Origin of the sequence: Corynebacterium sp. NPDC060344 (genome assembly GCF_042725215.1) — a bacterium.
Classification (GTDB): domain Bacteria; phylum Actinomycetota; class Actinomycetes; order Mycobacteriales; family Mycobacteriaceae; genus Corynebacterium.
Genome location: NZ_JBHXCS010000010.1, coordinates 1 through 26,022, shown reverse-complemented (window position 1 = coordinate 26,022; position 26,022 = coordinate 1). Strand labels below are relative to the sequence as shown.

24 protein-coding genes are annotated in these 26,022 nt (G+C 69.8%); 11 read left to right on the top strand and 13 right to left on the bottom strand.

Annotation, left to right across the window (positions count from 1 at the left end):
* Positions 1 to 292: 292 nt before the first annotated feature.
* Together ACFWGD_RS11085 and ACFWGD_RS11080 are read right to left on the bottom strand one after the other, a co-directional pair.
* Positions 293 to 2,266 (bottom strand): ABC-F family ATP-binding cassette domain-containing protein, encoded by a 1,974-nt coding sequence (locus tag ACFWGD_RS11085; RefSeq protein ID WP_377778760.1) that lies wholly within the window; start codon positions 2,264 to 2,266, stop codon positions 293 to 295.
* 93 nt (positions 2,267 to 2,359) lie between these two features.
* The gene (locus tag ACFWGD_RS11080) at positions 2,360 to 3,319 is read right to left on the bottom strand and encodes a 4-(cytidine 5'-diphospho)-2-C-methyl-D-erythritol kinase (RefSeq protein ID WP_377778819.1); all 960 of its coding nucleotides are present in this window, start codon (positions 3,317 to 3,319) and stop codon (positions 2,360 to 2,362) included.
* 94 nt (positions 3,320 to 3,413) lie between these two features.
* Here ACFWGD_RS11080 and ACFWGD_RS11075 point away from each other — a divergent pair, with 94 nt between their 5' ends.
* Both ACFWGD_RS11075 and ACFWGD_RS11070 read left to right on the top strand, forming a co-directional pair.
* On the top strand, positions 3,414 to 4,262 hold the full coding sequence (locus ACFWGD_RS11075; protein WP_377778759.1) for a metallophosphoesterase: 849 nt from the start codon (positions 3,414 to 3,416) through the stop codon (positions 4,260 to 4,262).
* 2 nt (positions 4,263 to 4,264) lie between these two features.
* Positions 4,265 to 5,113 (top strand): ParB N-terminal domain-containing protein, encoded by an 849-nt coding sequence (locus tag ACFWGD_RS11070; RefSeq protein ID WP_377778758.1) that lies wholly within the window; start codon positions 4,265 to 4,267, stop codon positions 5,111 to 5,113.
* 78 nt (positions 5,114 to 5,191) lie between these two features.
* Here the strand turns inward: ACFWGD_RS11070 and ACFWGD_RS11065 are convergent, their stop codons facing one another.
* Genes ACFWGD_RS11065 through ACFWGD_RS11050 form a run of 4 tightly spaced genes read right to left on the bottom strand, consistent with a single transcriptional unit; the run spans position 5,192 to position 9,555 of the window.
* Positions 5,192 to 6,367, bottom strand: a complete 1,176-nt coding sequence (locus ACFWGD_RS11065; protein ID WP_377778757.1) for an ABC transporter ATP-binding protein — start codon at positions 6,365 to 6,367, stop codon at positions 5,192 to 5,194.
* Positions 6,368 to 6,373: 6 nt separating this feature from the next.
* Positions 6,374 to 7,207: a carbohydrate ABC transporter permease gene (locus ACFWGD_RS11060; RefSeq protein WP_377778756.1), complete on the bottom strand. Its 834-nt coding sequence runs from the start codon at positions 7,205 to 7,207 to the stop codon at positions 6,374 to 6,376.
* 6 nt (positions 7,208 to 7,213) lie between these two features.
* A complete protein-coding gene (locus tag ACFWGD_RS11055) occupies positions 7,214 to 8,107 on the bottom strand; it encodes a carbohydrate ABC transporter permease (RefSeq protein ID WP_377778755.1) in 894 nt (297 codons plus the stop codon).
* On the bottom strand, positions 8,107 to 9,555 hold the full coding sequence (locus ACFWGD_RS11050) for an extracellular solute-binding protein (RefSeq protein ID WP_377778754.1): 1,449 nt from the start codon (positions 9,553 to 9,555) through the stop codon (positions 8,107 to 8,109). Before ACFWGD_RS11050 ends, ACFWGD_RS11055 begins: the two co-directional genes overlap by 1 nt.
* A 188-nt stretch (positions 9,556 to 9,743) precedes the next feature.
* Between ACFWGD_RS11050 and ACFWGD_RS11045 the strand changes: the two genes are divergently transcribed.
* Together ACFWGD_RS11045 and ACFWGD_RS11040 are read left to right on the top strand one after the other, a co-directional pair.
* Complete coding sequence (locus ACFWGD_RS11045; protein WP_377778753.1) at positions 9,744 to 10,259, top strand: NUDIX hydrolase; 516 nt, start codon at positions 9,744 to 9,746, stop codon at positions 10,257 to 10,259.
* 75 nt (positions 10,260 to 10,334) lie between these two features.
* Positions 10,335 to 11,087 (top strand): hypothetical protein, encoded by a 753-nt coding sequence (locus ACFWGD_RS11040; protein WP_377778752.1) that lies wholly within the window; start codon positions 10,335 to 10,337, stop codon positions 11,085 to 11,087.
* A gap of 130 nt (positions 11,088 to 11,217) precedes the next feature.
* On the opposite strand, the gene ACFWGD_RS11035 is transcribed toward ACFWGD_RS11040, so the two are convergent.
* The 7 genes from ACFWGD_RS11035 to ACFWGD_RS11005 form a co-directional block, all read right to left on the bottom strand.
* On the bottom strand, positions 11,218 to 11,493 hold the full coding sequence (locus tag ACFWGD_RS11035) for a DUF1540 domain-containing protein (RefSeq protein WP_377778751.1): 276 nt from the start codon (positions 11,491 to 11,493) through the stop codon (positions 11,218 to 11,220).
* A gap of 248 nt (positions 11,494 to 11,741) precedes the next feature.
* On the bottom strand, positions 11,742 to 12,347 hold the full coding sequence (locus ACFWGD_RS11030; protein WP_377778750.1) for a hypothetical protein: 606 nt from the start codon (positions 12,345 to 12,347) through the stop codon (positions 11,742 to 11,744).
* Positions 12,344 to 13,237: a hypothetical protein gene (locus ACFWGD_RS11025; RefSeq protein WP_377778749.1), complete on the bottom strand. Its 894-nt coding sequence runs from the start codon at positions 13,235 to 13,237 to the stop codon at positions 12,344 to 12,346. The genes ACFWGD_RS11030 and ACFWGD_RS11025 overlap by 4 nt, the downstream gene beginning before the upstream one ends.
* A 67-nt stretch (positions 13,238 to 13,304) precedes the next feature.
* On the bottom strand, positions 13,305 to 13,946 hold the full coding sequence (locus ACFWGD_RS11020; RefSeq protein ID WP_377778748.1) for a hypothetical protein: 642 nt from the start codon (positions 13,944 to 13,946) through the stop codon (positions 13,305 to 13,307).
* Positions 13,947 to 14,059: 113 nt separating this feature from the next.
* Positions 14,060 to 14,986, bottom strand: a complete 927-nt coding sequence (gene rsmA, locus ACFWGD_RS11015) for a 16S rRNA (adenine(1518)-N(6)/adenine(1519)-N(6))-dimethyltransferase RsmA (protein WP_377778747.1) — start codon at positions 14,984 to 14,986, stop codon at positions 14,060 to 14,062.
* Complete coding sequence (locus ACFWGD_RS11010) at positions 14,987 to 16,126, bottom strand: transglycosylase family protein (RefSeq protein WP_377778746.1); 1,140 nt, start codon at positions 16,124 to 16,126, stop codon at positions 14,987 to 14,989.
* 318 nt (positions 16,127 to 16,444) lie between these two features.
* Positions 16,445 to 17,284, bottom strand: coding sequence for a TatD family hydrolase (locus ACFWGD_RS11005; protein ID WP_377778745.1), 840 nt, complete (start codon positions 17,282 to 17,284; stop codon positions 16,445 to 16,447).
* 142 nt (positions 17,285 to 17,426) lie between these two features.
* On the opposite strand from ACFWGD_RS11005, the gene ACFWGD_RS11000 reads away from it, so the two are divergent.
* The 7 genes from ACFWGD_RS11000 to ACFWGD_RS10970 all read left to right on the top strand — a co-directional run bounded on the left by ACFWGD_RS11000 (position 17,427) and on the right by ACFWGD_RS10970 (position 25,891).
* Positions 17,427 to 18,092, top strand: a complete 666-nt coding sequence (locus ACFWGD_RS11000; RefSeq protein WP_377778744.1) for an MptD family putative ECF transporter S component — start codon at positions 17,427 to 17,429, stop codon at positions 18,090 to 18,092.
* Positions 18,089 to 18,859 (top strand): energy-coupling factor transporter transmembrane component T, encoded by a 771-nt coding sequence (locus tag ACFWGD_RS10995; protein WP_377778743.1) that lies wholly within the window; start codon positions 18,089 to 18,091, stop codon positions 18,857 to 18,859. The genes ACFWGD_RS11000 and ACFWGD_RS10995 overlap by 4 nt, the downstream gene beginning before the upstream one ends.
* Positions 18,856 to 20,424 carry an ABC transporter ATP-binding protein gene (locus ACFWGD_RS10990; protein ID WP_377778742.1) on the top strand — a complete coding sequence of 523 codons (1,569 nt, stop codon included), beginning with the start codon at positions 18,856 to 18,858 and terminating at the stop codon, positions 20,422 to 20,424. Before ACFWGD_RS10995 ends, ACFWGD_RS10990 begins: the two co-directional genes overlap by 4 nt.
* Complete coding sequence (locus ACFWGD_RS10985) at positions 20,414 to 22,234, top strand: ABC transporter ATP-binding protein (RefSeq protein WP_377778741.1); 1,821 nt, start codon at positions 20,414 to 20,416, stop codon at positions 22,232 to 22,234. Before ACFWGD_RS10990 ends, ACFWGD_RS10985 begins: the two co-directional genes overlap by 11 nt.
* Entirely contained in the window at positions 22,227 to 24,074 is a 1,848-nt protein-coding gene (locus ACFWGD_RS10980) for an ABC transporter ATP-binding protein (RefSeq protein WP_377778740.1), read from the top strand. The genes ACFWGD_RS10985 and ACFWGD_RS10980 overlap by 8 nt, the downstream gene beginning before the upstream one ends.
* Positions 24,075 to 24,111: 37 nt before the next feature.
* Positions 24,112 to 24,852, top strand: a complete 741-nt coding sequence (locus ACFWGD_RS10975; protein WP_377778739.1) for a TetR/AcrR family transcriptional regulator — start codon at positions 24,112 to 24,114, stop codon at positions 24,850 to 24,852.
* A gap of 73 nt (positions 24,853 to 24,925) precedes the next feature.
* Positions 24,926 to 25,891 carry a DUF1707 domain-containing protein gene (locus ACFWGD_RS10970; RefSeq protein ID WP_377778738.1) on the top strand — a complete coding sequence of 322 codons (966 nt, stop codon included), beginning with the start codon at positions 24,926 to 24,928 and terminating at the stop codon, positions 25,889 to 25,891.
* Positions 25,892 to 26,022 lie beyond the last annotated feature (131 nt).

Genomic DNA, 26,022 nt, shown 5'->3' with positions numbered 1-26,022 from the left:
CTCCCGACTTCGAGCTCCCGACGCCGTACTCCGGGCCCGACCCCACACCACGGGCACCTTCCGTCCCAATTTTTCGGGGATCGCCCAAACCGGGACATGCCGGGCTACGGCGACCTGCACCAATGCCGCCGGCGACTGTCCCGTTTTCCGCGATTTCGGGGTTTCGTCGCCCAAAACGGGACAATCGCCTGGTCAGGAGCAGTCAGTTGAAGGCTTCGGAGGCGGCGGAGAGAGTAGTCGGGCGGAGTCGGCGGAGGGAGCAGTCAGGAGGAACGGCCCGATGGAGCGGCCGCTACTCCAGCTCCTCGCCGACCTCCATCCACCGCATCTCGATCTCGTCGCGCTCCTCGCGCAGCGCCGTGAGCTCCCGATCGATCTCGGCGAGGCGGGTGGTGTCGAGGTTGGCGACGTCCTCCGAAATCTTCGCCATCTCGTCGTTGAGCTTCGACTCCTTCTGGTCCAGCTTCGCGATCTGACGCTCGAGCTTGTTCATCTCCTTGCGCAGCTCACGCTCCTCCTGCGAGGACAGGGTCTTCGCCGGCGCCGCTGACTGCCCCGCACCGCCACCCGCGGCGCCCGAACCAGCTCCGCCGGCCACGCTCGCACCGGCTGCGCTCCCGCCGGCAGTTCCCCCACCGGCCGCACCCGCAGCGCCGGCACCCGCGGCGCCGGCACTGGTGGCCGAGGTGGAGGAGGCCGGGGCGTCGTCAAGCGAAGAACCGGAACCCTCACGCACCGGGGCCGCCCCGCCGACGCCCGCCGCGGCAAGGCGGCGGCGACGCTGCAGATACTCCTCGATGCCGCCCGGCAAGTTGGTCAGGCCACCATCGCCGAACAGGGCCCACGTGGTGTCGCAGACGCGCTCGACCAGGTAACGGTCGTGCGAAATGACCACCAGCGTGCCCGGCCAATTGTCCAGCAGGTCCTCCAGCTCCTGGAGGGTATCGATGTCCAGGTCATTCGTCGGCTCATCGAGCAGCAGCACGTTCGGCTCGGCCATGAGAACGCGCGTCAGCTGCAGGCGACGGCGCTCGCCACCGGACAGGTCGCCGATGGGGGTGCGCTGGCGCTTCGGCGAAAAACCCAGGCGCTCCGCCAGCTGCGACGCCGACAGCTGCTTGTCGCCGAACTCGATGTAGGTGGCCACGTCCTCGATGGCGTCGAGCACGCGCATGTCCATGGGCAGGTCGTCGAGCTCCTGGCGAAGCCACCCCAGACGCACGGTCTTGCCCTCGATGCGCTTGCCGGCGTCGAGCGGGTGCTCGCCGGCCAGCGTGCGCAGCAGCGTCGTCTTGCCGGAGCCGTTGACGCCGACCAGGCCGATGCGCTCGCCCGGCGCGAGGCGCCACGTCAGATCGCGGACCAGCTCGCGGCCGTCGGGCGCCGACAGCGCGGCGTCCTCCAGCTCCACGACGACCTTGCCCTGGCGCCGCTTGGAAAACGCCATCAGCTCGACGCTGTCGCGCGGGGCGGGCACGTTGGAGATCAGCGCCTCGGCCGCCTCGATGCGGTAGCGCGGCTTCGACGTGCGCGCCGGGGCGCCGCGCCGCAGCCACGCCAGCTCCTTGCGCGCCAGGTTCTGGCGGCGGGCCTCGGCGGCGTCGGCCTGCCGGGCGCGCTCGGCGCGGGCGAAGGTCCAGTCGTTGTAGCCGCCGTCGTAGAAGTCGACCTGCCCGTCGTGGACCTCCCACGTCTTGGTGGCCACGGTGTCCAGGAACCAGCGGTCGTGGGTGACCACGACCAGCGCCGACCGCCGCGCCATGACGTGGTCGGCCAGCCACTGCACGCCCTCGATGTCGAGGTGGTTGGTCGGCTCGTCGAGGATGAGCAGGTCCAGGTCCTGCACCAGCGCCGCGCCGAGGTTGACGCGCCGGCGCTCGCCGCCGGAGAGCTCCCCGACCTTGGTGTCCAGGCCCAGGTCGTTGAGGCCGAGGCCGTCGAGGACGCCCCGGATCCGCGCGTCGCCCGCCCATTCGTGCTCGGCGACGCCCAGCGGCGCGATGACGCTGTCGAAGATCGTGGCCTGCGGGTCCAGCTCGGCGCCCTGGGTGACGTGGGCCATGGCGAGGTCGTTGTTGCGCGACACGCGCCCGGCGTCGGCGGGTTCGACGCCGGCGAGGATCTTCAGCAGCGTCGATTTGCCGCCGCCGTTGAGCCCGACCACGCCGATGCGGTCCCCGGTCTGGATGCCCAGGCTGATGCCGTCGAGCAGGGTTTTCAGGCCGAAGGTCTTGCTGACGTTCTCCAGGTTGATCAGGTTCGCCATCGCGGCTTCTCGTGCTCCTCGGTCAGTGCTGTCAGTGCGGTCGGTGGATTGCTTTGTGCTTTACGACGTCCCGGCGTCCCCGCCGGATCACCCTCACGCCCGGCGCGGCGGGGACTTCACCAGCCGGGCGCCGGCGGCGGGCCCGGAGGCGGTGAGGGTGGCGGCGCAGGTGCCGGAGGTGGCCAGGTGCGCGGCGACGTCGAGGGCGTGTTCGCGGTCGCGGCACAGGAACGCCGTCGTCGGCCCCGAGCCGGAGACGATGCCGGCCAGTGCACCGCCGTCGAGCCCGGCGCGCAGGGTGGTGCGCAGCTCGGGCTTGAGCGAGATCGCCGCCGGCTGCAGGTCGTTGGCCAGGTGGGCGGCCAGCTCGTCGGCGGAGCCGGAGGCCAGGGCCTTCATCAGATCATCCGGCGCGGCGGCGCGGGGGACGTCGCGGTCGGCGCGCAGCCGGTCGATGGTGCGGAAGACCTCCGGGGTGGACAGCCCTCCCTTGGCCAGCGCCAGTGCCCAGTGGTACTCGCCGCGCACCAGCACCGGCGCCAGGTTCTCGCCGCGCCCGGTGCCCAGCGCGGTGCCGCCGATGAGGCAGAACGGCACGTCGGAGCCGAGGTCGGCGGCCAGCGACATGAGGTCGGCGTCCGTCAGCGGCAGCTCGAAGAACTCGCGGGCGGCGACCAGCGCGGCGGCGGCATCGGCCGAACCTCCGGCCATGCCGCCGGCGACGGGGATGGACTTGTCGATGTGGATCGCCGCCACCTTCGGCACCTTCGACTCGGCGGCCTCGACGGCGGCGATGACGGCGCGCCACGCCAGGTTCGACTCGTCGGTGGGCACGTGCGCCGCGGAGTCTCCGGACACCGTCAGCCGGGCGACATGACCCTCCGCATCGCCATCGCGGATCTCCGTCAGCGTGACGGTGGTCGGCAGCGACAGCGACTGGAAGACGGTGACCAGCTCGTGGAACCCGTCATCGCGGACGTCGCCGCAGCCCAGGTGCAGATTCACCTTGGCGTGCGCCGTCGCGGAAATGGACTGCGGCACCTTCGGCGGCATGGACGACGGATTCGGGGGGTTGGGCGGGTTCACGACGCCCGAGTCTACCCGCGCGCCACACGTCCCCCGCCCCGGTCGAATACGGTCGAGGGCAATGGAACAGCAGCGTCGCACAGCAACGGGCCCGGTGACCATCCTCGCCATCGCCGACGAGGAACGCCCCGCGCTGACCGTCCCCGGAGGCGTCGACTTCGGCGCGGGCAATCGGCCGGACCTGCTGCTGTCCGCCGGGGACCTGGACTTCGGCTACGTCGCCGCCGTCGCCGACGCCTTCGACGTGCCCTGCGCGATGGTGCCCGGCAACCACGACCCATCGCTGGAGGGGTTCACTCTGTCGGCCGCCGGGTGGATCCGCGCGGGCCGCCACGACGTCTGGCCCGGGCCCGCCGGGGCGTGGGCCGCCGACCGGGACGTCGTCGAGGTCGCGGGGCTGCGCATCGCCGGGCTCGGCGGCTGCGGGCGGTACTCGGCCGGACCCAACCAGTGGACGAATGCCCAGGCCATGCGGCGGGCGCGGCGCGTGCTGAGGAGGGCCCGCCGCTCCCCCGCCGTCGACGTCCTGCTCACCCACGCTCCCGGCACTCCCGGGGCCGAGAACCAGGGAGCATCCGCCGGCGGTCGCGCGCGTCTCGGCGGATCCCCGGTCACGGTGCGCGACCACGACACCGTCCATCGTGCGCTGCCGGCCGTCGACATGCTGGCCGAACGGCTCCGGCCCGCCCTGCACCTGCATGGTCACGTCCACTTGCACGGCGCGGACCGGCGGGTCACTTCGCTGCCGTCCGGCGACTCGGGGCCCGGCACCCTCGTGGTCAACACCGTCGGGTGGACGCTGACGCGGGTGCACCCCGGCCCCAACTCCAACTCAGTTTCCGGCCCCAACTCCCGCACCGACTCCGCCGACCCCACCCCGCGCGCCGAACTGATCCTGAAAGGACGCTGACCATGGCAGACACCGGTTTCCCCGACGCCGATGCCCAGGCCGACTTCTCCCGCGCCCGCCGCCGCGCCCGTCTCAACCGCGCGGTGTCCCGCCTGCGCCGCCAGCCGGACGACATCACCCAGGTGCTGCCCTACGACGAGGTCGTCGCCGCCCTGGGCGAAACCGGCCGCCGCGAACTGGGCCTGATCGACGTCCCCGTCGAGGCCATCGTCGGCTCCGTCGACCGCACCGGCCAGTTCGACCGCGACTTCCGCCCCACCACCTCGATCTCCCGCGAGCGCTGGGCCCGCATCAACGCCGCCCAGCGCCGCGGCGAAACGGTCCCGCCGGTGCGGCTGCGCAAGGTCGGCGGCATGTACTTCGTCGTCGACGGCCACCACCGCGTCTCCATCGCCCGCAACCGCGGCAACCCCACCATCGACGCCTACGTCACGGAGATCCTGACCAAGGTCGACGCCGACGGCATCCAGTCCAACCGCGACCTGGTGCTCAAGGACCACCGCCGCATCTTCCTGTCCCGCGTGCCGCTGCCGGCCGACCGCGCCGCGCGGATCGTCCTGCCCAACCCGTGGAAGTACGCGGAGCTGGCCGAAAACGTCGAGGCCTGGGGCTTCCGCGCCATGCAGGCCGAAGGGGCGTTCCTCACCCGTGACGAGGTCGCCGACCGCTGGTTCACCACCGAGTACGAGCCGGTCATCGCCGCCGCCCGCGCCATCGGCCTGGCCCCCAACCACACCGACGCCGAGCTCTACGTCTGGATCGCCGCCGAGCGCTACCGCCTCATCCGCCGCCACGAGTGGACCGACGAGGTCTTCGAGCGGGTGCGCGAAACCGGCCGCCAGCCCGACTGATTCGGGGCCGTGCGGCCGATTGCTTTGCGACGCCCCGGCGCGCACGTGGCGCGACCGGGGCACGTCAACCGGGATGGATCACAGCCCCAGGTTCTCGCCCGTCTCCGCGTCGAACACGGTGACCTTGGCGGGGTCGAACCACAGCGACACCTTTTCGCCGCGCCGCGCCGGCGACTCCGCCGACAGGCGCGCGACCATGGTGCCCGTGGACTTGTCGTCGAGCCCGGCATCGGCGGCCGCCGCCGACGACGCCACGCCGCCGGCGCCCTTTTCCCCCGTCTGCGGGGCGGTGAAGTGCGCGAACTTGTCCGAGCCCATCGACTCGAGCACCTCCACGTCGACCTCGGTGACCACGCCGTCGCCGCGCTGCGACTCATCGACGAGGGTGGCGTCCTCGAACGCTTCCGGGCGCAGCCCCACGATCACGCCGCGGTCCGAGGAATCGCCGAGCTTGGACGACAAATCGTCGGAAAGCGGGATGTCGCCCAGCCCCGTGGAGACCACTCCCCGATTCAGCCGGCCCGGGGTGAAGTTCATCGACGGAGAGCCGATGAACCCCGCGATGAACAGGTTCTTCGGGTGGTCGTAGAGCTCCTGCGGCTCGCCGACCTGCTGGATGACGCCGCCCTTCATGACCACCACGCGATCGCCCAGCGTCATCGCCTCCGTCTGGTCGTGCGTGACGTAGACCGTGGTGACGCCCAGCTGATCCTGCAGGCGCGAAATCTCCGCGCGCATCTGCACGCGCAACTTCGCGTCGAGGTTCGACAGCGGCTCGTCCATGAGGAACACCTTCGGCCGGCGCACGATCGCACGGCCCATGGCCACGCGCTGGCGCTGGCCGCCCGACAGATTCGACGGCTTGCGGTCCAGATACGGGTCGAGGTCGAGGATGCGGGAGGCCTCGGCGACCTTCTCGTCGATCTCTCCCTTGGACATCTTCGCCAGCTTCAGCGGGAACTCGATGTTCTCGCGCACCGTCATGTGCGGGTACAGCGCGTAGGACTGGAACACCATGGCGATGTCGCGGTCCTTCGGGGCGACGTCGTTGACGCGCTCGCCGCCGATGAGCAGATCACCGTCGGTGATGTCCTCCAGGCCGGCGATCATGTTCAGCGTCGTCGACTTACCGCAGCCCGACGGCCCGACGAGGATGATGAACTCCCCGTCCTTGATGTGCAGGTTCGCGTCGTCGACGCCCACGGCGCCGTCCGGGAACCTCTTGCAAACGTTCTTCAGCTCGATTTCGGCCATGACTTGCTATCCCTTCACTGCGCCGGAGGTCAGCCCGGCGACGATGCGGCGCTGGAAAATGACGACGAAGATGATGATCGGGATGGTGATGACGATCGCCGCCGCGGCGATCGAACCCGTCGGCTCCTCGAACTGGGATGAACCCGTGAAGTTGGCCATCGCGGCCGGGGCGGTGCGGGCGGCCTCCGTCGACGTCAGCGACACCGCCAGCAGGAAGTCGTTCCACGCGAAGATGAACACCAGGATCGCCGCGGTGACGATGCCCGGGATGGCCAGCGGGGCCACCACCTTGCGGAACGCCTGGAACGGCGTCGCGCCGTCCATCTGCGCGGCCTTCTCCAACTCCCACGGGATCTCCTTGAAGAAGGACGACAGGATGAAGATGGCCATCGGCAACGCGAACGTGATGTACGGCAGGATCAGGCCCGGCCACGTGTCGAACAGCCCCACGCGGCGCGTGATGTCGAACAGAGGGCTGACCAGCGACACCTGCGGGAACATCGCGATCAGCAGCGACACGCCGAGGATCAGCGACTTGCCCGGGAACGTCAGCCGGGCGATGGCGTAAGCCGCCATCGTGCCGACGATCACGGCGATGAGCGTGGTGATCATCCCGATGCCGATCGAATTGATCAGGGCGCGGGTGAACTCGGACGTCTGGAAGATGCCCTTGTAGTTGTCGAGCGTCCACTCGCGGGGGATGAAGTGGCCGTCGTGAAGCGTTGCCGTGGTCTTGAACGACAGTGACGCGATCCAGGCCACGGGCACGAGCGCGTACAGGACGACGAGAACGAGCGCGATGGTCCACAGCGCCTTCTCTTTGCCGGTTCCTTGTTGCATGGCGGATCACTCCTTCCCGTTGCCCGGGGTCGATGCGCCGAGCCCCTTGACGAAGATGAATGCGATGACGGCCACGCACAGGAAGATCAGCACCGAAATGGCGGAGCCGATGCCCAGGTTGAACGCCTTGAACAGGTTGTTGTAGCCGAGGATCGACACCGAGCCGGTGCCGTTGTTGCCCTTGGTCAGGATGTAGATGTTGTCGAACACGCGGAACGCGTCGAGCGTGCGGAACAGCAGCGCCACCACGATCGACGGCTTCATCAGCGGCAGCGTGATCTTGAACAGCCGGTGCCAGAAACCCGCGCCGTCCAGCGCCGCGGCCTTGAGCACGTCATCCGGAACCAGCGCCAGGCCCGCCAACAGCAGCAGGGCCATGAACGGCGTGGTCTTCCACACCTCCGCCAGGATGATGATGAAGATCGACGGCCACTGCTCGGTCAACGGCGCCGAGCCGTCGGGAAGCAAATTGGCCAGGTAGCCGGTGCCCGGCGTCCACGCGTAATTCCACGAATAGGCGGCGGCGACGGTGACGATGCCGTACGGCACCAGCACCACCGTGCGGACGATGCCGCGGCCGAAGATCGCGCGGTGCATGACCATCGCGATGGCCAGGCCGAGCACGAACTCGATGATCACCGAGATGACCGTGATGAACACCGTCACCCACAGCGACTCCCACCAGTAGCCCGACGACAGCACCGCGGCGTAGTTGTCCACGCCCACGAACTCGCGGTCGGCCGGGAAACGCAGGTCGTAACGCTGCATCGACAGCCAGACCGCGTAAATGATCGGGTACGCGGTGACCAGCAGCATGAGGATCACCGCGGGGGCGACCAGCATCATGCCCAGGCGGCGCTCGGCCTTGCGGCCGTCGGAGTACTTCACTTGGCCACTCATCACGGCACCAACCCTTCGGACTTGATGGCCCGGTCGATCTCTTCCGCCAGTTCGGGGACGAGGGACTCGGGGTCGATGTCGCCGGGCGGGCTGAGCCGCGAGGCGAGGAGGATCGACACGGACTGATACGCCGGCGAGGCCGGGCGGACCGCGACGGAGACGCGGCGTTCGTCGGGAAGCAGGCTCTGCTCCTCGGGGCCGAGGTCGGCCGGGTCGAGGGTGTTCAGCGACTCGAAGATCTCCCGGTAGAAGGGGTACTCCTCGATGAACTCGTCGGATGCTTCGGTGTAGAGCCTGGTCAGCGTCGGGGGCAGGCCGCCGGTGAGCGCGTTGTGCATCTGGTTTTCCTCGTTGCGCAGGCACTCGATGGCCTCGAAGGCCAGCTCCTGGTTCTTCGACGTCGACGGCACGGCGATGTTCAGGCCGCCGATCGTCGCCTTGGACGGTTCGCCGGCGTCCATGCCGGGGTAGACCGTCCAGCCGAGGTCGTCGAAGGCCTCCTTGGCGCGGGCGTCCCCGCCCTCGGCCTTCTCCTTGAGGCCCGCGTATACGAACGGGTAGTTGACCTGCATGAACGCGTCGCCGCGGTCGAAGGCCAGGCGCGCCATGTTCTCGTCGAGCTGGGAAGTCGACGGGTCGGCGCCCTTCGCGGTGGCCACGGCCTTCATGGCCGCGAGCACGCGCTGGGCGGCGTCGCCCTCGTCGATGGTGGCCTCGCGGCCGGTCTCGTCGACGATGCTGCCGCCGGCGGCCTCGAGCATGGAGTTGAACCAGACGACGATGCCCTCGAACTGCGCGGCCTGCACGCCGACGTAGGACGGCTTGCCCTCGTCGGCGAGCTGGCCGCCGAGTGCGGCGATCTCCTCCCACGTCGCCGGGGGCTGCGGCTGACCGTCGGGGCCCTGCGGCATCAGCGACTTGCGGTACCACATGAGCTGCGTGTTCGTGTTCAGCGGAGCGCCATAGACCTTGTCGTCCCACGTGGCGGTTTCCATCGGGCCGGACAGGGTGCCGTCCTCGACCCGCTTTGCGACGTCCTGCGGGAACTCGACCGCCCACCCCGCTTCGGCGAACTCGGCGGTCCACGTGACGTCGAGGCCCATGATGTCGAATGAGTCATCGCCGCCGACGATGCGGCGCGCGAGCTGCAGGCGCTGGTCGTCGGTCTGCTTGGCGGAGACGTCGTACTCGATGGTGTAGCGCCCGTCGGCCTGCTCGGAGCATTTCTGCGCGGCGGCCGTGTACTGGTCGACGCCGTCGGCCGGCCCCATGAACCGCAGGACGGTGGGGCCGCCGTCGTCGGTGCCGCAGGCCGCGAGCATCGGCGAGCCGATGGTCAGCGCGGCGAGCAGCGCGGCGGATTTCTTTTTCCACGATGTTCGCGGGCGAGGCCGTCGGCCCCGCCCTTCCCGATCCCCGGTCGGGGATCTTCCCGGCGACGCCGTCATGGTTCCATCAGCTCCTCGTGTAGCGGATTTGATAAGCCATTTCTCAGTGTACGGCCGTCACTGTTTCCACAGGGAGATCTTTATTGGATAGTTATCGATGGCGGCCGCGCGAGCAGGGGCGTTGCGGGTGTGCTCATCGCGGACGCGCGAGTTGTGCCCACTTCGGGGCGCGGACTTAAGATTTCCTCATGATCGACGACCGCCACCACGACAAGCCGGCTTCGAGCCGCCGCGAGCCCGCGGGCACGGCCCTGCTGTCCGAATGGCCGGACGACGATGGGTGGGTCTGCAATGTGCTGGTCCGCCGCGGCGACCGCCTGCTGGTGCTGCGCCGCTCCCCCGGCGGGTACCTCGGCGACCAGTGGGATCTGCCGGGCGGCAAGAGCGAGCCGGGCGAGGAACCCGATGTCGCCGCACTGCGCGAGATGACCGAGGAGACCGGGCTGGTCGGCACCCTCGGCCGGGAGGTCGCGCATTGGTCGAATCCCGACACCAATGGCGGGGATTTCCGGTATCACATCGTCACCTTCGAGGCCCACGAGCGTGACGACGATGCCGGGGCGCATGGAGAGGCGGATAACACCGAGAAAGACGTCGTGCTGACCCGCGAGCATTCCGATTATCTGTGGGCCACCCGCGAGCAGCTCGCGGAGCTGCCGTTGGCCTGGCACGTCGGCCGGGTGCTGGGCCTGGAGTCCACCTAAGTACGACCACCCCCTCCATTGACAGCCAAAGACACTGTCTTTAGGCTAGCCTCACCTAGACCCAATGGAGGTTCCATGGATTCCGCAGTTTCGCATGGCCAGGGCCTCGGCCGCCGGATTCTCGGCGGAGCCGGGGCCCTGTCGCTGGCGCCGTATCGGGCCGATGCCACTGCCACGATCCCGGTCGTGTCGCATCGGTTGAGCGATGGAGGCCGACTCATCGTCGTGTGCCCCGCCGCCGACGCGGTATTCTTCGGCGATGCCGATGTCCGCATCGACGGCGTGAAGAAGGCCCCCGAGGTCTCCGCCGACATCACCGTCGCGGGCCTGCACGCTTTGGGGAAGGTCCGCTGGCTGAGCAGCGAGGACGGCATGTACGCCCTGGGCGTCGTGGAGCTGGAGAAGGCCCTCGTGCACGGGCCGTCGGGCGTCGTGAAGCTTCCCGTCGACGAACTGCGGCCGGTGCGCGAGGAAGTGGAGCTCGCGGCCCGGGAGGTCGATGCGCGCGACGTCGTCGGCAACTTGTCGCAGGCCCAGCTCGGGCTTCTGCTTTCCGACGCCCTGGTCGGCTTCATTCCCGGATTCCGCTGCTCGGAGTTCGAGTTGGACGCCTCCGCCGCGATGCACGCCGGCGATGCCATGGGCGGCGACGTGTGGGTCGCGGACATCGACACGAGTGGGCTGATGTTGTCCACCGTGTACGGGAACCGCTTGACCAGTGTTTTCGTGTACTTCCCGGAGGCCATCCGGGACTTTTCGGACTTGGCCGGCGCGGTGTCCGCGTTGGCCGCCAGAACCTCGGCCCGGCACGCGTCACCGCGTATCTGACACCGGGACGAGGGAACGCGCGGGGTTCGTCGCCGAACCCCGCGCGTTTTCCATTTCCGATGGGAGCCAGGCCGATTCGGGACCGTGTCGGCCCGGTGCAGCCTCAGTGTCGACCCGGTCGTGAACCGTGTCAGCGCGCCTCGTAGCTGGCGCACAGTGCGGTGTCACCGGTGACCGAGATGTCGGCCAACCCGCACATGAGGTCGTCGTTGTGGCTGCAGTCCAAGCGCTTGCACGCTCCGACCTGGCCGGCGGCATCGGCGAGGCCGGCCCGGAGGTCGACCGTGGCGAAGGTGGTGCAGGAGGCGTCGCCGTCGCCTCCGACGTTCACGGCGAATGCGGTGCAGCCGCCGTTGTTGAAGGAGCAGGCGGTGGTGGTGCAGGAGGAAATCTTGGTGATGGACATGAGCGGGTCTCCTAAAGGGCACGAAGCGGTCTTGGGTATCTCCGCGTATCTGACAATCCCCAGAATAGCCACCTGACCTGCAATGACAAGGAAGGGGAGCCTCCGCTGCGGAGATTCACGTTCCCTTTCCTGCCCCAATCCGGATCCAATTCGGGCCCGATACACGCCCGATCCAGACTCGCTTCAGCTCACTCTCGGCCCGCCACAACGATCTCGTCCGCGACGGCGCGATGGACGGGCCACGAGCGCTAAAACCCTGCCGTGATCGCGGTTTTCACGTCCACGTCGTCGTGCCAGAAGTCGAGCGTTTCCCGCCTTTCCGCCGTCCGCGCCCGGTCACCGAACAGGCCACGGCGGCGCAGGAAGCGGTGCCGTTCCGAGTCGGGAATCGGCGCATCGTGGTCCGCACCGCCCCACACGACGACCGCTGGCACGATCTCCGCGTCGCCGATGACGGTCGTCGCCACGGTCGCCAAGGGCATCTGCAGCTCCGCCAACGGTGCTTTCGGAACCGTCACCGAAGGCGCCTGCAGCACTGCCGACGGCGCCTTAAGTACGGCGCCGGCGACATCGTCGACGATGCCGGCGGCCACGGCAGCGGCATGGTCCGCGTCGGGTGATCCCCAGTGGCCGGAGGGGCCTTCCACGACCACGTCGACTGCTCCGGCGTTCGACGCGGCATCGAACTCGAACCCCGCACCGGGAAACCGCTTGAGGTGGCGTTCCAGCTCCGGGGCGAGAGTGACTGCGACCAGACTCTCGCCGGCGGACTTGTTCCCGGCCGAGTTTTTCCCGGTTGGCTCAGCCGAAAGCCGGAATCCGACCCGTACCCGCCACACGTCCATGACCGTCATGCCGCAGTCCAATCCGCCGGGGTCGAGTTCTCGTCGTCCCACTCGATGATCGCCCGCACGCCGTCGTCGCCGATGAACTCGGCCGCCTCGGCGCTGGCCACCCGGCAGGCCTTGAGATCAGCCTCGCCGGCGCCGAGGTCCGCCAGGTCCGTCAGATCAAGCCACATCACCCGGAGCACGTCACGGCCATTCATCCGGTACCGGACCACCGCGTACGCCACCTCCGGTTCGTCGAACCCATCGAGCCAGTGATATCCGTCGAGGTCACCGCGGTGAGATTCCCGGTCCCCGGATTCCAGCGCACGGTGGATGTCCTCGAGCCATGCGATCGCCTTCGCCCGGTTGTTCTCCGTCAGCCGCCCCATCTGAGCGCGCCGCCGGGCGCGCATCCGGCGCATCTCGTCGGACACCCACCCCGCGACCATCCGCGCGACGGTCTTGCGCACCTCGTCCGCCGTCGTCACCGTCTTCGTCATCGCCGGCGTCGCGCCCGGCTTGGCCACGCCCACCGGCACCGGGAACCCGTCGGCGCCGAAGGCCGCCACCTCCCAGCCGGCTCCAGCGGCGCGCGTCCGCCCGAAACGATGGCGGCGCTCGATGACGGTGTACGACAGCGTCAGCATCTCCCCCGAGTCGGCCACGAGCGTGACCCGGGTGCCGTCGTCGTCGCGCCATACGTAGCGGAGATTGCGCAGTTCGCCGCGCATTTCCTCGACGACGTCGAAGGCGTCGCACAGCCCCAGATCATCGGCCCCGAAATCGAGGTCGGCGTCCGGGCAGATCAGCCCGCTGTCGGCGAAGGAGTCGTCGGCGCAGGCGTCGGCGAGCACGTCGCGGAACTCCTCTGCGCGGGTGAACGGTCGGTCGGTGTTTTCATCCGTGAAAGTCATGGCCCCAAGCTAGAACACGCTCCGGATGGCCTGGCCGGAACTCGGCCCGCCAGTCGAACATTCAAGGTCACGAGAGGTTTTCGTCCTCATTGCCCCCATCGAACTCGTCACCGTCCTCATCCTCATCTCCGCCTCCGATGAAGGGCCGCCCCGGTTCCCAGCCGGTGTCGGCGACCGCCTCGAGAATGTCGGCGTCTTCCACCCACACCGCCCGGATCCGCTGGCGCTTCACCTCGGGGAAGGCCGGGTCGAATCCGCCGCGGGCGCGGATGAAGGCCGCTCGCAGACCGTCGTCAAGCACCGGGACCTCGCCCCGCGCCTCGGCCGCGCGATCGGCCTCCAGCGCGCGCAATGCCACGCGGATCGGATCATCGTCGGGCCCGGACCAGGCGTTGACCAGCGTCGGCTCGGCCCGGGTCACCGTCACGCGGCCGAGAATCGGCGACAGCGCCCACTCGACGAACGCGACGGCCTCGCCGGCGGCCTCGGCTCCGGAATCCGCCCAGAAGGACAGCACCGTCGAGCCGTCGTGGCCGCCGGGCGTCATCATCACCGACGATCCGTACACGGCGCGCAGGGCACCGAGGATCTCGTCGAGATCGTCGTCGTCGAACGGTCGCTCCGTGCGGAAGGCCACCTCGACCCGCCACTCGGAGGTGAAGCCATCGTCGAGGCGGAGCTGATCGGGGTCATTCGTGTTGTCGGTCATGCCGACAGTGGAGCACACGGGGTGTTCCGGCTGGCCGGTGGAGATTCATCGCACCTGACCAGCGCCGATATCGGGCCGCTGGCGCGGGGCTGCTCGTGGCTACGGCAGCCCGACTACAGTCCGGCGAGCCTGACGAAGTCCGCCACGCCCAGCTTCTCGCCCCGCAGCTTCGGGTCGATGCCGGCGGCGACGAGCGCCTCCTCGGCCGCCGCGCCCGACCCGTACACGCCGGACAGCGCCGCGCGGAGGGTCTTGCGGCGCTGCGCGAACGCGGCGTCGATGAGCGGCCACACCGTCGCGCGGGCCTCGTCGGTGACGGGCCACGGGGCGTCGCCGGCGGGCGAGTCCCCGCCATCCGGGCCGGGTACGCCGAAGACGTCGATGCGCACCAGGCCCGAGTCGACCTTCGGCACCGGCCAGAACACGTTCGGGCCGACGGTGCCGGCGCGCCGCACGCTGCCGTGGAAGGCGGCCTTGACGCTGGGCACGCCGTAGATCTTCGACCCCGGCTGCGCGGCCAGGCGCTCGGCGACCTCCAGCTGCACCATCACCAGCACGCGCCGGATCGACGAGAACTCGCGCAGCATGTGCAGCAGCACCGGCACGGACACGTTGTACGGCAGGTTCGCCACCAGCGCGGTCGGCTCGGGGAACTCCGCGTCGCCCTCGCCCGCGGCATTGGATTGCTTGCCGACGATGTCGTCCCGCGTCACCGTCATCGCGTCCTTGAGCACCAGATTCAGGTGGCGCCCCGGCGCGAACTCCCCCACCGTCTTCGGCAGGCGCTGCGCCAGGCGCGGGTCGATCTCGACGGCGGCGGCGCGGCCGCAGTGCTCCAGCAGGCCCAGGGTCAGCGACCCCAGCCCGGGGCCGACCTCGACGGGGTAGTCGTCCGGCGACAGGTCGGCGGCGGCGACGATGCGCCGCACCGTGTTCGGGTCATGGACGAAGTTCTGGCCGAGCTTCTTCGTCGGCTGCAGATCCAGCTCCGCAGCCAACTGCCGCACCTCGACGGGGCCGAGGAGACGCACCTCGGTCACTTAGAGCAGCCCCAGGGAGGCCGAGCACGCCGGCCAGGCGCCCCAACCCTGCGACGCGCGGACCTTCTCCGCCACGGCGATCTGCTGCTCGCGGGTCGCCTGGCCCGCGGTCGGCGCGTACTGGCCGCCACCGTGGCCGGTCCAGGTCTGCGGGTGGAACTGCAAGCCACCGGAGTAGCCGTTGCCGGTGTCGATGTGCCAGTCGCCGCCGGACTCGCACTGCGCCAGCGCGTCCCAGGTGGAGCCGTTGGACACGGCCGGGGCCGCACCCGGGCGCGGCTTGGTGCCCTGGCGGACGGTGGTCGGCGTCGCGGCGGCCTTCTCCTCTTCCTTGAGCACCTCGCGCGACAGCTCCTGGCCATCGCGGGACAGGACCTTGACCTGCACCAGCTTGGTGCCCGGGGTGCCCTGGGTTTCCACGACGCGCTCGTCGTCGAACATCTCCGGATCCTCGATGATCTCCTCCGGGGAGGCGATCTCGACGTCCTCGGTGAGCACCTGCTCGATGACGCGGGAGACGTCGACGCGCATGCCCTCGGTGACCGGGGTCTCCGGCGCCGGGGTGACGGTCTCGCCCTCGCCCAGCTCGATGCCGCGCTGCTCCAGCACGTCGGCGACGGTGGCCACGGCCATCTGCAGGCGCCCCTCGCGGCCGGAGTCGTTGAGGAGGATCTCCTTGGCCGTGACGATGTCCAGCTCGATGCCCTCGGCCGGAATGCGCTGCGACGTCGGGGCCTTGACGGTGTCGGCCGCGCCGAGCTGCGGCAGCGAATCGATCAGCTCCTCGACGGTCAGGGCCGTCGACGTGGTCTCGGTGGTCACGCCGTCGATGGTCAGCGACACCGGCTTCGCGGAGCGGTAGACCAGCTTGCCGCCGTCGGTGATCTCGCCCTGGCGGATGACCTGGTCGCCGTCGCCGACCTCGACGCCGACCTTGTCCAGGATGCGGTCGTCGTCGCCGAAGATGGTGGAGACCTGCTGGATCTCGCCGTCGACGTCGACGGTGACGCTCTTCTGGGCCGCTGCGGCGGTGCCGCCGCCGGCGACGAGGGCGACGAGAAGGCCACCGGTGGCGACGCGCTTGGTCGTGGTGGCCTTGTTGTTGAGCGGGTTGACGTGGCTCTTGGAGTGCTTGGTCACGGTGCTGCGGTTCCTCTCGAAGTTCCCCGGGGGCTGCGGTCGGGCTGCTGGCGGGCATGGTCGGGCATGGCGGGCGCGCTCCGGCACGGGCTGGTGCGGGCGGCGAAAAGTGCACCCCGGTGGAAGTACTGCGGTCACGTTACGGTAAAGATCGCATCAAAGTCCACCAAATGCCCAGGTTGATCGGCAAATCGGGAGTAATTCGCGCCACAGTTGCCGTAATCGCAGCGTTACACACCCCCATTTGGTGGAACCACTGGGGCAACTGTGGTTGATGTGACAGCACCGCATGCAATTGCTTTGCGACGCGACCGCCCGTTACAGCGCCGGCACCTCGATGCCGTAGATCCGCTCGGCATTGGCGGTGAGTTGAGCGGCCATCTCCTCGGCCGGCACCCCGCGGGCCTCCGCCATGCAGCGGGCCTGCCAACCGACGAACGCCGACTCGTTGCGCGCCCCGCGGTACGGCTCGGCGGTCATGTACGGCGCATCGGTTTCCACCAGCAGCTGCTCCGCCGGCGCCTCCTCCACCGCGAGCCGCAGGTCCGCGTTGCGCTTGAACGTCACGTTGCCCGTGAACGACAGCACGTATCCCCGCTCCAGCGCCTCGCGCGCCACCGCGATCGGCGAGCTGAAGCAATGCAGGATCACCGTCCCGCCGAAACCGTCCAGCTCGCGCATCAGGTTCTCGTCGGCCTCGCGGTTGTGGATCATCAGCGGCTTGTCCACCGATTCCGCCAACCCCATGTGCCACTGCAGCGCTTCGATCTGCACGTCCAGCGGCGCACAGTCGTCCATCTTCCCGATCCAATACTCGTCCAGGCCGGTCTCCCCAATGGCGACGACCCGCTCCTCCGAGGCCATGGCGGTGAGGCGCGCCCGGGCGTCGTCGTCAAGCTCATGGGCCCTGGTCGGATGAATCGCCGCAGCCGCCCACACCCGCGGATGCGCGCGCGACGCCGCGACGGCCAACTCCGTCTCCGGCAACCCATCGCCGATCGTGCACACGCCCGCCACGCCCGCGGCCATCGCGCGGTCCATCAAGGCGGCGATCGACGCCTCATCCCGCGCACCACACGACGCGAGGTGCGTATGCGCGTCGAACAACGGCGCGACGTACGGGGCGGGCTCGGCAACGGGGCGCTTCTTCTTTCCCATGGTGGCCAAGTGTAGGGCGGTCCCCGCAGCACCCCGCGACCAATAACACTTTAAGCCCTTCAGTGTTACCCTCGCCTTACCTAAGCCAGGCACGGCCCGTCGATCGCGGCCGCTGCCGCCACCCCACCAGAAGGGAATGCGCATGACCAGCACCACACCGACCGGGACGGGCGCGACGACGGGCCCCACGGGATCGACCACGGCGACCACGGCGACGGAGACCCGCGGCAACCGCATGACCACCCGCGACTTCATCAACGTCGGCATATTCACCGCGCTCTACTACGTGGTCTTCTTCGCCACCGGGATGATCGGGTTCATCAACCCGATCCTCATGTTCGTCGGGTGGGCGGCGGGGCTGATCCTCAACGGCATCGTCATCGCCCTCTTCATCGCTCGCACGCCGCGCTTCGGGGCCATGACGCTGCTCAGCGTCATCCTGTCCATCCTGTGGGTCGCCACCGGCCACCCCATCTACCTGATCCCGGCGCTGCTCGTCATCGGCGTCGTCTGCGACCTCCTGCTCGGACGGCTCCGCGGCCGTCCCTCGCTCGGGGTGCCCCTGGTTTACGCCATCTTCTCGCTGTGGCTGATCGTGCCGCTGTTCCCGATTCTCTTCGCCGCCGACGAATACTACGAGCAGCTGTCCGCGCAAATGGGCGCCGACTACGTCGCCTCGATGCGCGAACTGTTCCAGCCGTGGATCATCGGCGCCTGGGCCATCGTCGTGTTCATCCTGGCCTGGCTCGGCGGCATCCTGGGCGTCCGGGTCGGCCGCCGCCACTTCTCCCGGGCGGGCCTGGCGTGACGGCGGCGATTCCCGGGATCGCGCCGGAACTCGGCGCCACCAGGGCCACGCCGGATCCCCGGACGATCCTGCTGGCCGTCGCCGTCATCAACGGCACCGTCCTCGGCCGCGGCGCCTTCGCGGGCGTTGTGGCGGCGGGCATCCTGGTCACCGTTCTGCTCGCCACGACGGGCCGGCCGCGGGCACTGCGGCATGCGGGGGTTTTCGCCATCGCGTTCGCCGCGTTCACGGCACTGTTCCTCATGGTGCCCACGTTCCTCGCCTCGACCGGCGCCGCGGCGCTGGTGGCCATCGGTTTCTGGTGCGCCCGCTTCGCCGTGTGCATCGGGCTCGGCGCCTACGCCATCGCGGTAATCCGCCCGACGGAGCTCACCGCCGGATTGCGGGCACTGCGGGCCCCGAACTTCCTGGTCATCCCCTTGGCGGTGGTGCTGCGGATCATCCCGGTGATCATCACCGAGGCCCGCGCCATCGGCGACGCCATGACTCTGCGCGGCCTGCGCCCGGGCGTCGGTTCATTCCTCGCCCACCCGGTGCGCACGGGTGAAATGGCGCTGATCCCGCTGCTGTCGACGGTGGTGCGCACGGGCGACGAACTCGCGGCCTCCGCCATGATCCGCGGCCTCGGGGGCCCGGCGCGCCCGACCACCATCACCCGCCTCGCCTTCCGGCTTTCCGACGCCGCAGTGCTCGCCGGCGTCATCGCCGTCGTCGCCCTGTCCTTCGGCCCCGGCGCCGGCGCCTACGGAATCGGGGGCACCTCGTGAGCGGCACCTCGACCACCATGGCCGGGTCCCACGTGACCGGCGCCACCTTCCGCTACGCCACCGGCCCCGAGGACGTCATTTCCGAGTCGGGCGGCATCGACGATGTCTCCTTCACTGCCGAACCGGGCACGGTGACGGTGCTGTGCGGACCTTCAGGGTCGGGCAAGTCGACGGCTCTGCGCCTGCTCAATGGGCTGATCCCCCATTTCCACCGGGGCCGCCTCTCCGGCGGGGTGCGCGTCGGCGATCTCGATGTCCCCGCCTCGCCCCTGCACGCGGCCGCGGGGTCGACTGCGACGGTGTTCCAGAATCCGCGCACGCAGTTCTTCACTCCCACGGTCCTCGGCGATCTGGCTTTCGCGCCGGAAAATCTCGGCGTCGATCCGGGCGTCATTCGCCGCCGCATCGCCGACGCCGCCGCGGCCACGGGCATCGGCCCGTTGCTCGGCCGCGACCTCGCCGGCCTGTCGGGCGGCGAACTGCAGCGGGTGGCCTGCGCATGCGCGATGGCCTCCGGTGCACGGACCCTGCTTTTCGACGAGCCGACGTCCAACCTATCCCCGTCCGGGATCCGGGAATTGAGGGGGATCATCGCCCGCCTCAAGGACGACGGCAATGCCATCGTGGTCGCCGAGCACAGGCTGCATTTCCTCGCCGGCCTTGCCGATCGCGTGGTGCTCCTGCGCGACGGCGCCGTCGCCCGGACGTTCACCGGCGACGAGTTCTTCGGCATGCCCGACGCCGAACGGCGGGACGCCGGGCTGCGCCGGCTCGGCCCGCCCCAGGCGTCGGCTCCACGGGGCCGCCGTAACCCCGATGCGGCGGCAGCCGGCACCGATGACGGATCCGGCCCGACTTCCGGACTGGTCCTGCGCGACGTCCGCTTCTCCTACGGCCACCGGAGGGTGCTCGACATCCCCCACCTGGCTTTCCCCGCCGGCCGGGTCACGGCGCTGACCGGGCCCAACGGGGCCGGAAAGTCCACGCTGGCCCGAATCGCGTGCGGACTGTCGTCGCCGGAGAAGGGCGGCACCGTCGAGTTCGACGGCGCCCCGGCGTCCGCGAAGGCCCTGCGCCGAGAGGGGTACATGGTCATGCAGGACACCGGCCGCCAGCTCTTCGCCGAATCCGTCGCAGAAGAGGTCACGCTCGGGTTGCCGCGACACCGCCGCGGCACCGTCGACGTGCCGTCCGTGCTGGCGGAGTTCGACCTCTCCGGGCTCGGCGACCGCCACCCGCATTCGTTGTCCGGCGGGCAACGCCAACGCCTGGTCATCGCCTCGGCGTCGGTGCAGGACAAGCGCATCCACATCCTCGACGAGCCGACGTCGGGGGTCGGCCTCGATCACCTCACCGCCATCGCCGGCCACATGCGCGGGCTTGCGGACGCAGGCGCGGTGGTCATCGTCATCACCCACGACGACGAGCTCATCGACGCCTGCGCAGATCACGTCATCGACCTCTCAGACCCCGCGATCAACCACGCCCCGGCGATTCCCGGGAGCGACCCCACCAACGACTGCGGGGCGTCGTCCGCCCCGGAAGGGACCGACCATGACAGCTGAAGTCCACGCCGGCACCGTCGACAAGCGAACGGCGGCCAACGCCGCGCTCGGCGAGCTCCTCCGTCCCATCCGGGGCCGCCTGCTCGCCGGGCGCATCCTCGGCGCCGCATCCGCCCTGTTGTCCATCGCGCCGTACGTGGCGCTGGTGCGGCTCGGCGAGATCCTCCTCGAGGCCCACCGCGCCGGCGTACCCGTCGACTCCGCGGACACCGACCCCGTGGTGAAGTTCCTGCTGGCCACGTTCCTCGGCCAACTCGCGCTGCTGTTCGCGGCACTGGCGCTGACGCATTTCGCGGATCTCGCACTCGGGTCGGTCCTGCGCCGCCGCATCCTCGACCGCATCTCACGGGCACCGCTGTCGTGGTTCTCCGACGCGACGTCCGGCCAGGTGCGCAAGGCCATCCAGGACGACACCCGCACCCTCCACATCCTCGTGGCGCATGCGCCGGTGGAGACGACGGTGGCCATCATCACCCCGGTGATGCTGCTCGGCTACGCGTTCACCGTGGATTGGCGACTCGGGCTGCTGGCGCTGGCGACGCTGCCCCTCTACGCGCTCGTGCAGGCGTGGGGCATGCGCGGAATGGGAACGAAGACGGCCGAGATGGACACCCACCTCGGCCGGGTGTCCTCCACCGCCGTGGAATTCGCCGACGGAATCGCCGTGGTCAAGGCCTTCGGGCGCACCGGCGAGGCACACCGCCGCTACCGTGATGCCGCGCGCTCGTTCTCCGACTTCTACCTGACCTGGGTGGGCCCGCTCATGCGCGTATCCGCCTTGTCCGAATCCGTCGTCTCGGTGGCGCTGCTGGTGCTGGTCAACGTCGCCGGTGGCGCGGCCCTGGTGGCCGCGGGCATCGTGTCGCCGGTGCAGGTGCTCACCACGACGCTCATCGCCCTGGTCGTGCCCGGCGCGGTCCAGAAGCTCGGCACCACCGCCTGGTCGTACCAGCTCGCCGGCAATGCGGCCCTGCGCATCACCGAAATCCTCGACGGTCCCGAACTGTCGGCACCGGACGCGGGTCGCACGAGGGAAGGATCGCTTTCCGACGACGCCGGCGCCCCTCCCCGTGCACCCGCTCCCCGCGACAACGGCGTGGAGTTCCGCGGCGTCGGGTTCTCCTACGGGAACACCAGGGCACTGTCGGACGTGACGCTGCGGTTGGCGCCGGGCACGGTCACGGCGCTAGTCGGGCCGTCGGGGTCGGGAAAGTCGACGCTGGCGACGATGGTCGCGCGCTTCCAGGACCCCGACGAAGGCTCGGTGGAGATAGGGGGCGTCGACATCCGCCACCTGCCCACCGCCGAGCTCTACCGGACCGTGTCCTTCGTGCTGCAGGACCCCCAGCTGCCGCGCATCAGCATCCGCGACAACATTGCACTGGCCAAGCCCGGCGCCACCGACGAGGAGATCATCGCCGCCGCCCGCTCTGCCCGCATCGCCGATGACGTCGAGGCGCTGCCGCGCGGCCTCGACGCCGTCGTCGGCGAGGACGCGCATCTGTCCGGTGGCCAATGCCAGCGCATCGCCATCGCCAGGGCATTGCTGGCCGACGCGCCGATCCTCATCCTCGACGAGGCCACCGCCGCCACCGACCCCGACTGCGAAGCGGAGATCCAGGCGGCGCTCAACCGACTCGTCGTCGGCCGGACCGTACTGGTCATCGGACATAAACCCGAGTCCGTCCGCGGCGTCGACCAGATCGCACTGCTCGTCGACGGCCGCATCGCCGACGTCCTGTCCGGAGACGCCGTCACCGCCGGCGCCGTCCATGAATTGATGAACCGAAAGGCCCCGAAGCATGTCTGAGCCCTCCACGGCCACCCGGCGCGCGCCCCGGCGGCCGGCCGTCAAACGCCCCGATTCCACCTCCCCGCTTTCCGTGCTGAAGGATCCCCTGCTGCTGAATGCCAGTGGCGGGTTGTTCGGTGCGGAGGGCCGAAGGCTGCGCCGGACATCCCTCGCATGGACGCTGGTGTCGGGGCTCGCCGATGGCGCGGCCCTCATCGTCCTGCTGCCGGCGTCGTCGTCGCTGGGCACCGGTGCCCCCGTGTGGGGCCTCGGCGTCGGTGGGTGGCTGGTGGTCCTCGCCGCGCTGGCCGCCGTGGGCGCCACGGCCCGATACCTGTCCACGATCAACGGCTACTCGTCGACTCTGGAGTTCATCCGCCGCGCCCACGGCGCCATCGGCGAAGCCCTGGCGTCCCTGCCCCTGGGATGGTTCCGGCCCGACCGCACGGGCGGGTTGTCCCGGCTGGTGTCGGACGGCTTCATGGCCGCGGCCAGCGCGTTCGCCCACATCATGGCTACCGTGGCGGCCAACGCCGCGGCGCTGGCCGTCATCGTCGTCGGCACGTGGTTCTGGGATCCCCGCCTTGGCCTGATCCTCACCGTTGCCGCGCCCATCACGGTCGCGGTGATGGTCATCGCGCAGTCGATCAAGCGCACTGCCTCGGCGCGGGTGCAGCCGTCGGAACGCGAGCTGGCCAACCGCATCGTCGAGTACGCCGCCTGCCAGCCGGCACTGCGCGCCGCCGGGCGCTCCGCGGATTTCGCGCCGCTGCTCCGGGCAGCCAAGGACAATGACCGCGCACGAGTCGCCGAAATGTGGCTGAGCATGGTGCCGCTGGTGCTCAACGGCATCGTCGTGCAGGCGGTCGTCGTCACGCTCATCACCGTCGCGGCGGGCCTCGTCGTCGACGGGTCGCTGGGCCCGATCGAAACCATCGCCTTCATCGGCATCGCACTGCGCTTCACCCGGATCCTCGACGACCTCGGTGCGGAGTTCATCGGCCTCGACATGGGCCGCGCACCGCTGGCGGAGTTGTCGGCGATCTTGGCCGAGCCGACGCTGCCGACGCCCTCCGCCGGCGCCGCGGCCTCCCTGGGCGCCCCCGGACGCGTCGAATTCGACGGTGTCGGGTTCGGCTACGACGCGTCGGGGCCGGTGCTGTCGGACCTGTCCTTCACCGTCGCCCCCGGCACCATGACCGCGCTGGTCGGGCCATCGGGTTCCGGAAAAACCACCGTGGCCCGGCTGATCTCCCGGTTCTGGGACGTCGATTCCGGGGCGGTCCGGGTCGGCGGCGCCGACGTGCGCGACCAGACCACCGAGCAGCTCATGGCGCAACTATCGATGGTGTTCCAGGACGTTTACCTGTTCGACGACTCCCTCGAGGCCAACATCCGGGTGGGCCGCGACGGCGCCACGGACGCCGAGGTCCGCGCGGCCGCCGACCTCGCCGGCGTGACCTCCATCGCCGAACGCCTGCCCGACGGTTGGGCCAGCCGGGTCGGTGAAGGCGGCCGGTCGCTGTCGGGCGGCGAACGCCAGCGGGTCTCCATCGCACGGGCGCTGCTGAAGAACTCGCCGATCGTGCTTTTCGACGAAGCGACCAGCGCACTCGACGCGGAAAACGAGTCCAACATCCTCGCTTCCGTCGAGGAGCTGCGCAAGAAGTCCACGTTCATCGTCATCGCCCACAAACTCGACACGGTGATGGCGGCGGACGAAATCATCGTCCTCGACGACGCCGGCGGCATCGCCGAGCGGGGCACCCACGCCCAACTCCATGCCGCAGGTGGGGCGTACCGCACCTTCTGGGATCGTCGCGCCGCCGCGTCCGGGTGGTCCCTGGCGGCCGGTTGATCCGGCCGCGGCCGCCGGCACCATTACAGTTGGGACCATGCCCACCTCCATTGGCGGGGGCCCGGCCGGCGGCCGCCGCACCGGCCCGAAACCCCGCTTCACCGCAGACGACGCCATCGACGCGGCACTGGAGCTAGGCCTGGATTCCTTCACCCTCGGTGCCGTCGCCAAAGAGCTGGGGGTGTCCACGCCATCGCTCTACCGGATCGTGGAATCCCGCTCCGACCTTGTCGAACTCTCCCTCGCCCGCACCGCTGATTCCCTGGTGGCGCCGCCGGCGGAATTGCCGTGGCCCGATCAGCTGCGCCACTACGTCGACACGATGTGGGCGCTGCTGGAAAACCACCCCGGCGTCGACCGCGCCATCATGGACTACCCGGGCGCCCACGCGGCGGCCCAACGATATTTCCGGGAACTCGCCGACTCGGTGATGGCGGCGGGATTTCCCGGGGATGGCGGGGCGCTCGATTTCGTCCTCGATTTCCTCGGTGACACCATCTTGATGACGCACGTGTCCATCGCCGCCATGCGCCGCGAAATCTCACCCGGGCGCAGCGGATTGGACCAGGCGGTGGACAAGCTGTTGGCCGAGGCGTCGAAAAGCGGGGGCCGCACCCACGTCCCACCGGATCGCTCATGGCTCGTCCGGGGACGACTCGACGCGAAAGTGGAATTCATCATCGCGGGTATCGAGGCGGGCCTCGCCGTGGACCTCAGCGTGAATCTCGGCGCAGGCCGCGACGCAGGCCGCGATGCCGTCTCTCCCACGGAACCGTGAGCCCGGCCCGCCAGCGCTCCGACCCGACACTGCGCCCCGAGTCCCGGCGACCCGAGGCGATATCATCGACCGCATGACGGTCAGCAACGGCAACCACGGCAGCAACGGCGCGAACTACCGCATCAGCGACGCCGAACGCGAGGCGGCGATGGCCAGCCTCGGCCGCGCCTTCTCCGAAGGGCGCCTGACCATCGACGAATACGACGAGCGCGTCCAGCAGGTCGCATGCGCCCAGACCGGCACCGAACTCCTCCCGCTTTTCGACGACCTCCCTGCATCCCGCAGGGGCGGTCTGCCCGGGCAGGCGCCCGCGAAGCTCTACGCCGGCGAGGAGATCGACGCCGCCTACCAACACGGCAAGAAGACCAGGTTGGGGCTGCTCGGCTTGACGACGGTCGGGTCCGCCGCAGGCACCATCCTCCTGTCCGCGATGGTGGCATCTCCCCTGCCCGCGGTGCTGCTGCTGCTCATCCCGACGGTGTGGCTGATGCTCTACGTGATGAAGATCGGCCCCGACTCCTGGCACGTCCCCAGCCCCCAGTCCGTGGAGCGGCAGCGGCTGCGCGAGCTGCGGTCGTCGGAAAAGCTCCGCGCCGCCGAGCGCAAGGCCGCCGAGCAGGAGCGCGCGGCGCGGCAGAAGATCCTCGAGGAAGAGCGCCTGATGGAGGTGCGGCTGGCGCGCAAGGCCCAGACCGAGGAGCTGACCGGACGGGCGATCGGCCTGGTGAACAAGGCCTTCGACCCGGAGACCATGAGCCACCTCGGCGAGATGGGCAAGACCGGCCTGAAGGGCACCGCCGGCCTGTTCAACCGCGGCGAGACCGGGCGCCACGCGAAGGGCAACGGTGGTGCTGGCAACGGCGGCGCGGCGGGCGGCGGCGCAACCGATCGAGGCACCGGCAACGGCGGCGCGACCGACGGCGATTCGAGCAACGGCGGCTCGGCGGGCGGCGGCGCTGGTAACGGCGGTGCCACTGGAAGCGCAGGCAGCGGCGGCACGGCCGGTCGTTCCAGCGACAACCCCTACGGCCGCGACTGACGGCGGCCACGGCAGCGCAATTCCCCCGGTACTGTTTCAGCGCCGATCCCCGCGCCGGCCCGGTCACCGCAGAAACCTACGTTTCGGCCAGGTACCTACGTTTAAACGTAGGTACCTGGCCCTGTCTCTTA